At 42.5% G+C, this 13,785-nt stretch carries 9 protein-coding genes; 4 read left to right on the top strand and 5 right to left on the bottom strand.

Annotated features, from left to right (window positions below; all coding sequences use genetic code 11):
• The first annotated feature begins 44 nt into the window (after nt 1-44).
• The 4 genes from IL355_RS00530 (at nt 45) to IL355_RS00515 (ending at nt 5,898) form a co-directional block, all read left to right on the top strand.
• Complete coding sequence (locus IL355_RS00530; protein ID WP_192460268.1) at nt 45-902, top strand: fumarylacetoacetate hydrolase family protein; 858 nt, start codon at nt 45-47, stop codon at nt 900-902.
• Nucleotides 903-915: 13 nt separating this feature from the next.
• Entirely contained in the window at nt 916-2,382 is a 1,467-nt protein-coding gene (locus tag IL355_RS00525; protein ID WP_187456211.1) for an alpha-L-fucosidase, read from the top strand.
• A gap of 77 nt (nt 2,383-2,459) precedes the next feature.
• The gene (locus IL355_RS00520) at nt 2,460-3,791 is read left to right on the top strand and encodes an alpha-L-fucosidase (protein ID WP_192460267.1); all 1,332 of its coding nucleotides are present in this window, start codon (nt 2,460-2,462) and stop codon (nt 3,789-3,791) included.
• Between the two features lie 10 nt (nt 3,792-3,801).
• A complete protein-coding gene (locus tag IL355_RS00515; RefSeq protein ID WP_192460266.1) occupies nt 3,802-5,898 on the top strand; it encodes an alpha-L-fucosidase in 2,097 nt (698 codons plus the stop codon).
• Between the two features lie 15 nt (nt 5,899-5,913).
• Here the strand turns inward: IL355_RS00515 and IL355_RS00510 are convergent, their stop codons facing one another.
• Genes IL355_RS00510 through IL355_RS00490 form a run of 5 tightly spaced genes read right to left on the bottom strand, consistent with a single transcriptional unit; the run spans nt 5,914 to nt 13,778 of the window.
• Nucleotides 5,914-7,575 (bottom strand): sulfatase family protein, encoded by a 1,662-nt coding sequence (locus IL355_RS00510; RefSeq protein WP_380081197.1) that lies wholly within the window; start codon nt 7,573-7,575, stop codon nt 5,914-5,916.
• A gap of 12 nt (nt 7,576-7,587) precedes the next feature.
• Nucleotides 7,588-9,015, bottom strand: coding sequence for a glucoamylase family protein (locus IL355_RS00505; protein ID WP_192460265.1), 1,428 nt, complete (start codon nt 9,013-9,015; stop codon nt 7,588-7,590).
• A complete protein-coding gene (locus IL355_RS00500; RefSeq protein WP_192460264.1) occupies nt 9,012-10,370 on the bottom strand; it encodes a glucoamylase family protein in 1,359 nt (452 codons plus the stop codon). Before IL355_RS00500 ends, IL355_RS00505 begins: the two co-directional genes overlap by 4 nt.
• Before the next feature lie 52 nt (nt 10,371-10,422).
• Entirely contained in the window at nt 10,423-12,216 is a 1,794-nt protein-coding gene (locus IL355_RS00495; RefSeq protein WP_192460263.1) for a LamG-like jellyroll fold domain-containing protein, read from the bottom strand.
• 23 nt (nt 12,217-12,239) lie between these two features.
• The gene (locus IL355_RS00490) at nt 12,240-13,778 is read right to left on the bottom strand and encodes a RagB/SusD family nutrient uptake outer membrane protein (RefSeq protein WP_192460262.1); all 1,539 of its coding nucleotides are present in this window, start codon (nt 13,776-13,778) and stop codon (nt 12,240-12,242) included.
• Between the last annotated feature and the right edge of the window lie 7 nt (nt 13,779-13,785).

Below are 13,785 nucleotides of genomic sequence, written 5' to 3'. Positions count from 1 at the left end.
TCAAGCTCAAAAAAGTGAGAACAACTTAAAACACTATTAGCAATATGAAATTAGTACGTTACGGAAAAAAAGGTGCGGAAAAACCAGGGGTTCAATTGGAAAATGGTACCCGTATTGATGTTTCTGCCTTTGGTGAAGACTTTAATGAGAATTTTTTTGGAGGAGACGGGATTGAGCGTTTGGGAAAGTGGCTCTTGGAAAATGAGGGCTCCTGCCCAAAAATTGATGAGGATGCACGTTTGGCGCCTCCAATGACCAGACCGTCAAAAATAGTGTGTGTAGGATTGAATTATGCCAAACATGCTGAAGAAGGCGGAATGGCGGTACCCAAGGAGCCTGTACTATTCTTTAAGTCTACATCGGCAATCGTGGGCCCTAACGATGATGTTGTCATTCCAAAGAATAGTGAAAAAACAGACTGGGAGGTGGAATTGGCTATTGTTATCGGTAAAAAAGCATCGTACGTTTCTGAGGAAAATGCTTTCGATCACATTGCAGGTTACGTTCTGCATAACGATTATAGTGAAAGAGCCTTCCAGATTGAAAAAGAAGGGCAATGGTGTAAAGGAAAGGGTTGTGATACCTTTGCCCCCATAGGTCCCTTCATAGCTACCAAAGACGAAATTAAAGATCCTAACAATCTTAACCTTTGGTTGAAACTCAATGGGGAAAAGATTCAAGATAGTTCCACTTCAGATTTTATTTTCAATGTGCAACATGTGGTAAGTTACATCAGCCAGTATATGACTTTATTGCCTGGGGATATCATCTCTACAGGAACTCCTTCGGGAGTTGGTTTAGGTTTTAATCCTCCAAAATATTTGAAACCCGGAGATGTAGTAGAATTGGGAATAGAAGGTTTAGGAAGCTCCAAACAAATAGCAAAAGCATATTCAGAATAATAAAAAGTTGCGCATGAAATTTTTAGCCCCCACCAGTTTTTTGTTTTTATTTTTTGTTCAATTGATAAATGGCCAAGCCATTTATGAAGATGAAAGGTATGTTCCGGAAACGGACCCCTTGGTCCTGGAAAAACTGGACAAATGGCAAGATATTAAATTTGGACTACTAATGCATTGGGGGCCATATAGCCAGTGGGGCGTTGTGGAATCCTGGTCCATTTGCCCTGAAGAATATGGGTGGTGCGAACGTAAAAAGGGTTCCAGTCCTGAGAATTACTTTGCTTATAAAAAAGAATATGAGGGCTTACAGACCACTTTTAACCCAACGAAATTCAACCCTCAAAAATGGGCGAAGGCTGCTAAAGATGCTGGTATGAAGTATGTAGTTTTCACTACCAAGCATCATGATGGCTTTTCTATGTTTGACAGCAAGTATACGGATTACAAAATAACGGACCCCAAGACTCCATTTAGCTCCAATCCTAAGGCAAACATTACAAAGGAGGTTTTTGAAGCGTTTAGAAATGAAGGTCTATGGGCAGGAGCTTATTTCTCAAAACCGGATTGGAACGTTGATTCCTACTGGGATCCCTATTACCCGCCAAGGGATAGAAACGTGAACTATAGTCCGTCTGAAAACCCGGAAAAATGGCAGGAGTTTACAGATTTCACCCATAATCAAATATTAGAGTTGCTTACGGGCTATGGTAAGGTGGATATTTTATGGCTAGACGGAGGTTGGGTTGCCAAAACGCCCAAGTCCGAAATTACCAGCTGGTATGATGCACAATTGAAAGATAACGAAAGTGGCTACCTGAAAAACCGAATTGTCAACCAAGACATCAAAATGGATGAATTGGTTGAAAAGGCTAGAAAGGAACAACCCGGATTAATTGTGGTGGATAGGGCCGTTCACGGTAAAAACCAGAACTACCTAACGCCTGAGAACAGGGTTCCGGAAAAACCACTTCCTTATCCTTGGGAATCTTGTATAATTGCAGGTGGTGGATGGTCCTATTCCCCAAATGCTACCTATATGAGCGGTAGGGAAGCTGTACATACCTTGGTAGATATTGTAGCAAAGGGAGGCAACTTACTTTTGAATATCGCTCCCAGCCCGGAAGGAGAATGGGATGCCGGTGCGTATAAATTACTGGAGGAAATTGGTACTTGGATGAATGCAAATGACGAAGCCATTTATGGTACAGAGGCCATGGCCCCTTACAAATACGAAAATATATGCGTAACCTCTAAACCAACCGGGGAAACCTACCTTATTTATTTGGTGAAGGAAGGACAGGATAACATACCTTCCGAAATTTATTTTGAAGGTTGGGTACCAAAAGGAGGACGAGCGCAACTCGTAGGTTTCAATAAACGACTTAAATGGAAGAAGAGTGGCAAGGGAATAGTCATTGAAATTCCTGAGACTTTAAAACCGCAGCTTCTAAAAACAGAAGCATTCACGCTTAAATTTTAAAGAAAATTGGCTTTCGCTTTTTTAAGTGAAATAGATAGATTGAATTTCAGAGAGTTTGTAATTATAAATAAGAATAAATGCGGAAGTGGATTTTTGGTTTATCAATTTTAGCATCCTTCGCCCTGCAGGCTCAGATTACTGATTCCACAAAAAAGAAGGAGAAAATGCAATGGTTTAAAGATGCCAAGCTGGGTGTTTTTATTCATTGGGGACTTTACTCCGTGGATGGAATTGATGAGTCTTGGTCATTCTTTAACGGTTATATTTCTCATGAAGACTACTTAAAACAGACTTCAGGTTTTTCGGCTAAAAACTATCAACCAAAAGAATGGGCAAAGTTAATTAAGGAAGCAGGGGCAAAATATACCGTAATTACCTCCAAGCATCATGAAGGATTTGCCCTTTGGGATTCGAAATTTGGTGATTTTAATTCAGTTAAAAGTGCCTCGGCCAAACAAGATGTTTTAACCCCTTTTGTAGAGGCTGTTAGGAAGGAAAATCTAAAATTGGGAATCTATTACAGTTTGCCAGATTGGTCGCATTCAGATTATACCCATTTTACCCGTGATTCAATTAGGTACAAGGTACAGGATGAACCTAGCAGATGGAATAAATTCTTGAAACTTTATCAAGGTCAGTTAAAAGAACTTTCGGAAAAATACAATCCTGATTTATATTGGTTTGATGGGGATTGGGAACATAGTTCTGAGGAATGGGAAGCGCCCAAAGTTCGTAATATGTTACAAGAAAAAAATCTTGACGTAATTCTTAACTCCCGATTAAAAAATGAAGGTGATTACGATACTCCTGAACAAGGAATGCCCATTACTAGGCCTTCCAATCCTTATTGGGAACTTTGTATGACCATGAACAACTCATGGGGCTATCAAAAGAATGATTCGGATTATAAAACAACCGACCAGGTGATTGGAATATTTGCAGATGTCCTTACAAATGGAGGGAATCTACTTTTGGATATAGGTCCCAAAGGAGACGGGAGTATACCACAGGAACAAGTGGCGATTTTAAAAGGTTTAGGTAGGTGGACACAAAAACACAATGAAGCCATCTATGGAACCATCGCCGGTATACCCAAAGAACATTTTTATGGGCCAACCACCCTATCAAAAGATAAAAAGACCCTTTATTTATTCGTTAAAGGTGATTCTAACGGGGAGGTAGTTCTCAGAGGATTGAAGAATAACATCAATCGAATTTATGTGGTGGGTCAAGGATCCAAACTCAACCATCAAGAAGTAGGCAAGGTGTATTGGAGCCATTATCCGGGCATTAAGTACATAAAATTGCCAAAACACGTATTAGATGAAAATATGACTGTATTGGCAGTAATGCTAGACGGTGAAGTAGACCTTTATAGGGAAAAAGGTTCTGTAATAGAAAGTAACTAATCCAATTACCATGATCAAAACCAAATTAATCGCAATTGCAATTTTTGGCCTTCTGTTTTCTTGTAAGACAGTGGAGCCTCCAAAACCAGTAGGTCCCCTACCTTCAGAAAGACAACTGGCGTGGCATGATTTGGAATATTACGCCTTCGTTCATTTTAACATGAACACCTTTACCGATATGGAATGGGGTCTGGGAGGCGAATCTCCTGAAACTTTCAATCCAACCGAATTGGATGTTAGACAATGGGCCAGAATTGCTAAAGAAGCAGGTATGAAGGGTATTATCATCACCGCCAAACACCACGATGGATTTTGCCTTTGGCCTACCAAGACTACGGAGCACTCCGTTAAAAATTCCCCTTGGAAAGACGGAAAAGGAGATTTAGTAAAAGACCTATCCGAGGCCTGTGAAGAATTCGGTTTAAAATTCGGAGTGTATCTTTCTCCTTGGGACCGTAATGACGCGGATTATGGCAAACCGGAATATGTAGCTCGGTACCATGAACAATTACGGGAACTTTTAACTAATTATGGCGATGTTTTTGAAGTTTGGTTCGATGGTGCCAACGGTGGAACCGGTTATTACGGAGGTGCCAATGAGGAGCGAAAAATTGATAATAAAACGTATTACGAACGGGACAAGGTAACTGAAATTGTGCGGGAACTGCAGCCCAATGCCGTGATTTTTAGTGATGGTGGCCCAGATATACGTTGGGTTGGAACAGAGGAAGGTTTTGCCAATGAAACTAACTGGAGCATCATGAGAAGGGATGAAATTTATCCCGGGTGGCCAAGATACAAAGAGCTACGTTCCGGTCACCAAGATGGAACCCATTGGTTGCCCGCAGAAGTAAATACCTCTATACGTCCGGGTTGGTATTACCATCCACGGGAAGATCATCAAGTAAAGAGCTTGGCCCGTTTGGTACAGACGTATTATGAGTCCATTGGTCGAAACGGGAGTTTTCTTTTGAACCTTCCTGTTGATACTAGGGGCTTAGTGCATGAAACGGACGAAAAGCAACTCTTAGCCTTAAAGAAGCAGATTGATAAGGATTTTGCTACGGAGTTGGCCAAGGGAGTTACCGTTACAGCTACCGATGTAAGGGGTAATAGTGATTCCTACATGGCCGAAAATGTAAACGACGGCGATGAAAACTCGTATTGGGCCACCAATGAAGGTGTGACCAATGCCTCCCTCACTTTTGAATTTAAGGAGCCTACCGAAGTAAACCGAATTCTTTTACAGGAATATATTCTTTTAGGGCAGCGTGTTATCAAATTTTCGGTAGAAGCCGAAGTAGATGGTGTTTGGCAAAAAATTGACGAACAGACTACGATTGGGAACAAGCGTATTTTACGTTTTAATACCGTAAAAGCTTCCAAGCTTAGAGTGAACTTTTTAGAATCCAAAGGTCCATTGGTTATCAATAATATCGAACTCTACAGAGCGCCTAATTTCTTGACCGCCCCGGATATTTCTAGGGACCGTGAGGGTAATGTTACCCTATCCGTTGCCGATAATAAAGTAGAAATCTTTTATACGTTGGATGGTAGCGAACCTACTAACAAGAGCAATAAGTACATAGAACCTTTTATGGTAACCGAGGCAACCACCCTAAAGTCCGTAGGATACGATGCAGAAACAGGTGACCAGTCTGAAACTCGGTTGACTTATTTAGATATTCCTAAGGCTGATTGGAAAGTGGTGAAAGTTTCTTCCGGTAAGCTGGAAGATGCCCATAAGTTAATTGACGAAAACCCGCATTCTTCTTGGGCTACTGCGGCGGGAGCAAAGTCCCCTCAAGAAATTGTAATTGATTTAGGAAAAACCTATTCCCTTACTGGTTTTACTTATTTACCTATTCAAGATAGATATCCTTTCGGGATTGTTACGGATTATGAATTTTCCGTAAGTACGGATGGTCGTAATTTTAAAACGGTGAGTAAAGGAGAGTTTGGTAATGTGGTCAATAACCGAATTCTTCAGACGATAAACTTTAATCCCGCCAACGCCCGATATATTAAATTAAAAGGAGTAATGGTAGACGGCGATGATTATCAAGCCTCTTTTAGCGAGGTTGGGGTAATCACCGCCCAAAAATAGATTTAGAAGAGGGGTTTAGCGTATAGCTTGGCCCCTTAATCTTCTAAATTGCTTTTTAGCCCGCTGTATCTGCTCTTTTGGGGCTTTCTCAAATTCTTTTTCGGTAACTCCATACGCTTTTTGTACGCTATCCAATTTTGCATGTAATTGGGTAATTACCTTGGAATATGAAGGGTCTTCTATTTTGTTGTGAAGCTCCAAGGAATCATTTTCTAAATCGTAAAATTCCCACTGGTCTATATCGTCATAAAAGTGGATTAGTTTATAGCACTTGGTCCGGATGCCATAATGCTTTTTAACCATGTGAAAGGCGGGGTAGTCATAGTAATGGTAATAGACCACCTCCCTAAAATCATCATCGGAAATACTACCGTTCAATAACGGTTTTAATGATTTCCCCTGCATCTCTTTTCCTAATTCCGGGGCTCCCACAAAATCTAGCATGGTTTGCGCAAAATCCAGGTTTTGCACAAGGGCAGTGACCTTGCTGCCAGCATTGATTTTGCCGCGTAGTTGCATGAGTAGGGGAGTGCCAAATGAGGTTTCGTACATAAATCGCTTATCGAACATTCCTTTTTCACCCAAATAAAACCCTTGATCGGAAGTGTAGATGACCAAGGTGTTTTCTGTTAGTCCGTTTGCTTCCAGATAATCCAACAGTTTCCCTACGCCTTCGTCTACTGAGGCAATAGTTGCCATATAATCCTGTAGGTAACGTTGTCCTTTCCATTTTGCCAATTCCTCACCGTGCAGGTCTGCTTCCCAAAAGGAATTGTTTTTTGGGAGGTAAGCAGCATCCCAAATTTTTCGTTGTTCAGGAGACATTCTTTCAAAATCGGTCGTCCAAGGATTGTGGGCCAGTTCCGTACTCCCAAATTCCCTGCTTAATTTTAAATCGTGCCCCTCGTACATATCCTCATAAATAGTTTGAAGTTGGGCCTCGGCAGCTTCTTGATTTTCCAATTTGGGAAAATAGGTTTCCGGTAATGGAAAGGTTACGGAGTCGTATTTGTTTAAATGCCGCAGGGCAGGCATCCAATTACGATGGGGTGCCTTGTGGTGGACCATCATAAAAAAGGGAACCGAATCTTTTCGTTCGTTTTGGAGCCAGTACAATGCATCGTTCGTAATTATATCCGTAGCATAACCTTTAATTCTGGTGGTATCACCATTTTCAATAAAATCGGGATTGTAGTAATTGCCTTGATCCACAATTATTTTCCAATGGTCAAAACCTTTTGGGTGCCCATGCAAATGCCATTTTCCAAAAATGGCGGTTTGGTAGCCTACGGATTGGAGCATTTTTGGTAGGGTAGGCTGGTTCCCATCAAATTGATCTCCATTTTGTCTGAATCCGTTAAGGTGACTGTGTTTCCCGGTAAGGATGACGGCCCTGCTGGGGCCGCAGATAGAGTTGGTCACATAACTGTGGGTAAAAAGGGCTCCGTTTTTTGCCAGCCTGTCGATATTTGGAGTAGGCGCCAATTGACTGATCGGGTGACCGTAAGCGCTAATGGCCTGTAGGGCATGGTCATCTGCCATTATAAAAATAATATTCGGTCTTTCCTCTTTTTTTTCAGGAACGGATTTTTCTCGCTCATTGCAACCTGTGATAAGCAACAGAAATAGAAGAAAATACCTGACAGGGAGATTCAGTTGTATTTTAGGAAAAAGCACAATGTAGATTTTTTAATTTGAATAGGTGAAACCTAAGGCATCCAGCCCTTTTTGAATGGATGGATTTTGCATGAATAGATTCCATAAGAGTCCACTTCGGTAGTTCTCTATCATGATGATGATGGGGCCTTGGTCGATTGCCAAGTAGGCCTCTGCCACCCAAAAATCATGTTCAGGGCTAAAAGCATCGTAGAATCCTGCTGGCCCTACTAATTTGTCCTTATGAGAATAAAAATAACGTAAGGCATTTAGGGATTCTGTCGGTGTGTATGGAATGGAACTTATAGCTGCCGTTGGGGAAATGATTCCTGTGTCATTGGACGGACTATGGGCATTGTAGCCCAGACTGCCATCGGTATTTCTAGAATAACTTGCAGTAAGTCCCCAGCAATCTTCCCCGTAATCAGTAAATTTCTTTGGATTTTCTACACAGTAATTGTAATTGATTTTGGAATGGTTGACGTTTACGTCCCAATAGTTGGTATAGGTGTCTGAAAGTCCGTTAGGGTTTAGGCCCAAATAGGAATAATGTGCCCAAAATAAAGGTCCGCCTTTTGGGGCGTTGCCTGCATGGTCAACCAAAAAGGGAAGGCCATAGGCTGTAGCACCGCTGACGATACTTCCATTGGATGCCCACCCATTATTGTAGACCTCTTTTTCGATACCGAAGTTTTCTGAGGCCGTTGCCATTATGTAAGTAATCAGCACTTCATTATAACCTTTAAGTTCTAGACTTATTTCAAAACCAAAATCAGGACTCCAATGCCAGTATAAGGTATTTTGGTTTTGGGTGAACCAATTCCATTCAACACCTGTCCAAAGGGCTTTCGCTTTTTGGGAAATAAGTTGTTCTTCTTCGTTACCGTTTTTGAAATACTCTTGAATACATATCAAACCTTGAGCTAGAAAAGCTGTTTCTACCAAATCGGCTCCATTGTCCTTCTCGCTAAAAGGTTTTACCTTGCCTGTGGTGCCGTCAAGCCAATGGGGCCATGCTCCATGAAAACGGTCGGCATTTTCGAGAAAGGCGAGCATGCTAGCTAATCTTCCTGTGGCATCTGATCGTGAGATAAAACCTCGCTCTATACCCACAATAATGGCCATAAGACCAAAACCTGTACCGCCAATAGTAACGGTGTTGGGGTCATTAAGAGGCTCGTTAGGGTGAAAGCGTTCTCGAGCGCAACCAGATTCGGTTTGGGCGTAATCCCAAAAAAATTTAAAGGTTTCCTGCTGGGTAAAATCTAAAAGTTCTTCATCGGAAATGGTTACAGGGTTTGCGTCTTCAACTTCCTCTAAGTTATCATCTTCTTCCTCTTCGGCAGGAGTTTCAATAGGGCTTTCTGGCAGTTCAGATTCACCAATAGGAGCCGAACCATCATCCCCAGAGCAGGAGAATAGGAATACGATAATTAAGATGGAAAAGTGAAACTGTTTCATTTCCTCATCTTATAGGAAAAACCAAGTTTTTCCAATCCTTTTTTGAGGTCTTCATTTTGCATAAAAAGCTTCCAGAAAAGTCCGCTTCTGTAATTTTCTATCATAACGGGAATAGGACCTTGGTCAATGGCCAGATATCTTGGTAAATACCAATCGTGCTCTAGGCTAAACGCGTCGTAAGGTCCATATTTTCCTATTAACGAATCTTGTTCGGTATAAATGTGTCTTAAAAATTGTTGACTTTCTTCAGGCGCATAAGGCATGGAAGAAAGTGCTGCGGTAGGCGAAATCACCCCGAGGTCTTGATCAGGTCGGTGCCCTGCATATCCCTTTATAGAATAGCTAGAGGTCAATCCCCAAAGGTTTTCACCATAGCCTTCAAAATTACCGGGGTTTTCTACCGCATGCCTATATTGAATGAGCGTGTGATTGACGTTCAGTTTCCAGTAATCAGCATATTGGTCCGTAAGTCCATTGGGGTCTAGGCCCAAGTAGGAATAATGTGCCCAGAACATAGGGCCTACCGGAGCCTTGTCATGCTCATAGTGATTCAATTCTGTTTCCAGTCCGTAATATACCGTATCCTTGGCAATTTCGCCACCAAGGGCCCAACCCTCTTCATAAACTTCTTTGCTGATAGAATGGGTTTGGGAGGCGGCTGCCAAGATATACATAATCAGCGCTTCATTATAACCACCAACGGGAAAATTCATTTCCCACTCGTATTCGGGAGACCAGTGCCAGTATAGAACGTTTTCGCCTCCTTTGGTGTACCAATCCCACTCAACTTCTTCCCAAAGCTTTTGGATCTTTTGGGCGAGCTTCTTTTCGCGCTCGCTTCCATTTTTGAAATACTCTTTGACGGTAAGCATCCCTTGAACCAGAAAGGCCGTTTCCACGAGGTCTCCGCCATTGTCTTTTTGGCTGAAAGGGGTCATTTTTCCATCAGGGGTAAGCCAGTGGGGCCAGGCACCGTGGAATCTATCCGCTTTTGCGAGAAAATCGATGGCTTTTTCATATCGTTCCAGAGCTTGTTCGCGAGTGATAAAACCTCTTTCTATACCCACGAGAATAGCCATAAGGCCAAATCCTGAGCCACCAATAGTGATGATGTCCTTATCATGCGCCGGATAAATATTATCCATATGAATCCGTTCTCGGGCAAGGCCGGACACCGGTTCTGCGCCGCCCCAAAAATAATCGAAGGTCTGTCGCTGAACGGAGTCTAACAATTGTTCATTGGTAATGTCGGCATTCGTGGCCGATGTTTCTACCTCTTTTCCTTTTTTGGAAGAATGGCCACCGCAACCAACTAACAACGAGGCGATGGCCATTGCAAAATTAAATAACTTCATAAAAGATGTTACTTAAGTGAATTAACTAACTAAGGCTAACTAATCAACTTTCTTATAAATCGTGATTTCTTATTTCTTGTATTTCTTCAGGTGTCAAAGCTTTGTCATAAAAGCGTAGCTCATCGATAAAACTTTGGTCTGATAGGTGTCCCCATTCTGTAAATCTTGGAGCTCCCGAGCCTATGGAGAACAGGTCGCATCCGGTCCAATCCAATGGTGCGCTTAGCGCATTGGAAGCCACTTCCGCGCCGTCAAAATAAATGGTGGCCGTATTTTCTGATATGGTAATGGCCATGTGAACCCATCCGGATCCTGTAGGGTCGAAAGCAGCAGCATCCCCGCCGTCTACCCAGATATCAGCTTCTCCTGTTCCTACATTCAGCTTGAAAATTTGCCGTGTAGCATCTCCTTCCCTAAAAAATCGGAAACCACTGGTGCGTAAATTTTGTACATCAGGATAACCCTCTTTTTCAGTGTCTTCCGGCCCGGCAACCAAAATACCTGCTCGGCCCGGTTCAGGATTTACCTTGTACCAGAAAGTAGCACTAAAGGTATCGGATGTTAAACCATCGGTTGGATAGGTGAGGTAGGAACCTTCGGCTCCAGCATAGGCGTCATTACCGGCTGCACCTTCTGCTGCAAATTTGGGGTCACCAACAATGTCCGCCTCGGTATCGGTAAATAGGTTTCTATAATCTCCATCAAAGGGCATATAGAACTTTTCACCATTGAAAGTCGGCGGGTAATTAGATACAACTATTCCAGAATCATCCATTATAATTTGTTGGACTTCTTCTTGGCTGATGGCTCTGTCAAAAATCCGGAGTTCATCCATCATACTTTGGTCTGATAAATGATTCCATCCGGAAAAATTAGGTGCTCCTGACATGATGGAAAGTATATTAACATCCGTCCAGTCAATTCCGGTAAGGGCTCCTTGTGATACGACTTGCCCATCGATGTAAACCACAGCTTCGCTTCCTGAAATGGTAAAGGCCAAATTAACCCACTCTTCTGTGGTAGCCTCTATGTCAGCGGCTTCACCTCCATCAAACCACGAGTTGCCTGTACCTGTTCCTACATTTAATTTAAAACGCTGTTTTCCTCCGGCGTTCTCCCTAAAGAACCGGAATCCGCTAGTAAGTACATTTCCTCCGGTTTCGTTTAATGGCGGACTCATAGCCAAAATACCTGCCCTATCCGGTACGGCATTTAACTTAAGCCAAAAAATAGCACTGAATTCAGCATTCTTAAATCGCTCTGAATCTAAGGTCAAATAGGCGCCTTCTGTACCTAAGTAAGAACCGCTGCCCGCTAAAGTCTCTTCACTGGTAAGAGGAGTGCCGTTTTGGGTGGCTTCTTCAAAACTTAAAAGGTCTACAAAACCTCCGTCAAAAGGCATATACAAAAGTTCTCCGTCGTATTTGGAGATGTAAGCTGGTTCCTTTGTAAAATTTACGGTTTCCGTAGTGCTCTTACCGTCAAGGTCCGTAGCGACCACCGAAAGTTCGTGTGAACCATCTGCCAGTTGGTCGTAAACCAAGTCGTCAACTATAAGCTTACGATAATCTACAAAACTGTTATAAGTGCTTAGTTGTACACCGTTCAGCCATACCTCTACGGAGCCGAGCTCTATATCATCCTGTGCTTCAAATTGAATGGTAATAGTGGCTAATTCTTCATTGACTTTAACGGCCGATCCCTCAGAGGGGGAACTTATTTGTACTGAGGGTGCCGTGGTGTCAGGGCCCGGGTCTACTTCTGTCAAGGAGTCAATACCTTGCTCACAAGAATTCAAGGCCAGCAAGCCTATTAGGCCCAGTATTATATTATTAAATGTTTTCATATCATTTGAGTTGAGTTATGTTTTTAATTTCCTAGGATAGGAAACTGGTCTATCTGTGCCTGAGGATAAGGTAAATAGGTTTTTGCCTCCGTAAAAGTGCGGCCATCATAGTTGAGCTCATCATATCTATTTAGGCGGATGAGGTCATAGTACCTTTTACCCCATTCCATAGATAATTCTGCAAATTTTTCATCTATGACGTCGTCTAAGGTCACACCGCTTATTGGGGCCATTCCTGCCCTTTCCCTGACTAAATTCACAGCTTGGTCAGCAGACAAAGCAGTTCCCGAGGCGCCTTGGGTAAGTGCTTCGGCATACATCAACACGATTTCGGCATATCGAATTACCGGATAGTTCTTATTACTGCCATAGGCGGTTCTTCCCTCTATTAACTGGTTGGAAGGCAAATAGTGTTTTCCGCTAGAGAATAAGGCACGAGCAAAGTCATTGATGACATCGCCATCTCTGGTCGTATTGCTAACAAATGAAGGTAAGGTGCTATAATCGGGGTCCGATTGTAATTGCGAAATGCCTTCATCGGTAAAAAGCACGCTGGTTTCTAATCGAACGGTCTCACCTCGGTCCAGCATGAACTTTATAAATTTAAAGCTGGGCTCAAAAAACCCCCATCCGCTATTACTGCCTTCTACCGCCGGAGTCCAGTTTTGAGGCCCGTAGGGGGCGTACAAATGGGCGAATCTATCGCCCTCACCCTGATTGAAATCTGAGTATTGAAGGTCTAAAATACTTTCATCACTTAATTTCCCCGGAGTTTTAAAAAGCTCATAATAATCTGGATATAGGTTGAATTTACCAGAGGAAATGATCTGACCTGTTGCATCTGCAACAATTTGGTAATTTTCCAATTCTTGGTTGGCCAACGCCTTCACGGCAAGAGCTGTAAACCTAGTAACAGCGCCGGGTAAATCGGTACGCTCATTAGGGCGTATATTAGGAAGTAGGGGAATGGCCAAATCCATCTGGTCAGAGATGTGCTGCATCACCTCTGTCTTGGAAGGTACACTCTCAAGTTCCAATAGCAGTTCTGTATCCGAAGATTCAGGAATAAATACATCTCCGTATACTTGGGATATCTGAAACAACATCATTGCTCGCAACACTTGAATTTCAGCTATGTATTGGTTTCCTAAAGCAATTTCCGACTCGTTTCCAAATTCTTGATAACGTTCAATTTGCTCCATGGCCGTATGTGCAGAGATCACATCCGCATAAATATTTTCCCAAAGGGAATTGACCATCCAATGGTCTTTACTGTAGTTGAATTTGTCCATCTCGGAAAATTCGGGTTGGTCACCCAGACCTCCTGCATTTACATCATCTCCACGAACGGCTATAATCAATGGCTGTTCCCAACCTCTGGAATAAAATGCCTCATAGGCTCCCACGGTAGATTGAATCATTCCAGAAGCATCCGTAAAATCCGTACCTCCTGCAAAGTTATTGTTTAGTTCTGGCTCATCCAGTTTGTCCGTACAAGCGCCTATCCCTACAACCACTAAAATTGCTAGGATCCATTTCGTATGATTTATCAATAGTTTCATAGTTGCA

It is taken from the genome of Euzebyella saccharophila (assembly GCF_014855495.1).
In the GTDB taxonomy this organism is placed as follows: domain Bacteria; phylum Bacteroidota; class Bacteroidia; order Flavobacteriales; family Flavobacteriaceae; genus Euzebyella; species Euzebyella saccharophila.
Note: the sequence above shows the minus strand (reverse complement) of the source record. Positions and strands in the feature narration are given on the sequence as shown.

What these genes read in the sequence shown, in the direction of transcription:
- IL355_RS00500 (WP_192460264.1), bottom strand. Translation starts at nt 10,370, where the DNA reads ATGAAGTTATTTAATTTTGCAATGGCCATCGCCTCGTTGTTAGTTGGT.
- IL355_RS00530 (WP_192460268.1), top strand. Translation starts at nt 45, where the DNA reads ATGAAATTAGTACGTTACGGAAAAAAAGGTGCGGAAAAACCAGGGGTT.
- IL355_RS00505 (WP_192460265.1), bottom strand. Translation starts at nt 9,015, where the DNA reads ATGAAACAGTTTCACTTTTCCATCTTAATTATCGTATTCCTATTCTCC.
- IL355_RS00495 (WP_192460263.1), bottom strand. Translation starts at nt 12,216, where the DNA reads ATGAAAACATTTAATAATATAATACTGGGCCTAATAGGCTTGCTGGCC.
- IL355_RS00515 (WP_192460266.1), top strand. Translation starts at nt 3,802, where the DNA reads ATGATCAAAACCAAATTAATCGCAATTGCAATTTTTGGCCTTCTGTTT.
- IL355_RS00520 (WP_192460267.1), top strand. Translation starts at nt 2,460, where the DNA reads ATGCGGAAGTGGATTTTTGGTTTATCAATTTTAGCATCCTTCGCCCTG.
- IL355_RS00490 (WP_192460262.1), bottom strand. Translation starts at nt 13,778, where the DNA reads ATGAAACTATTGATAAATCATACGAAATGGATCCTAGCAATTTTAGTG.
- IL355_RS00525 (WP_187456211.1), top strand. Translation starts at nt 916, where the DNA reads ATGAAATTTTTAGCCCCCACCAGTTTTTTGTTTTTATTTTTTGTTCAA.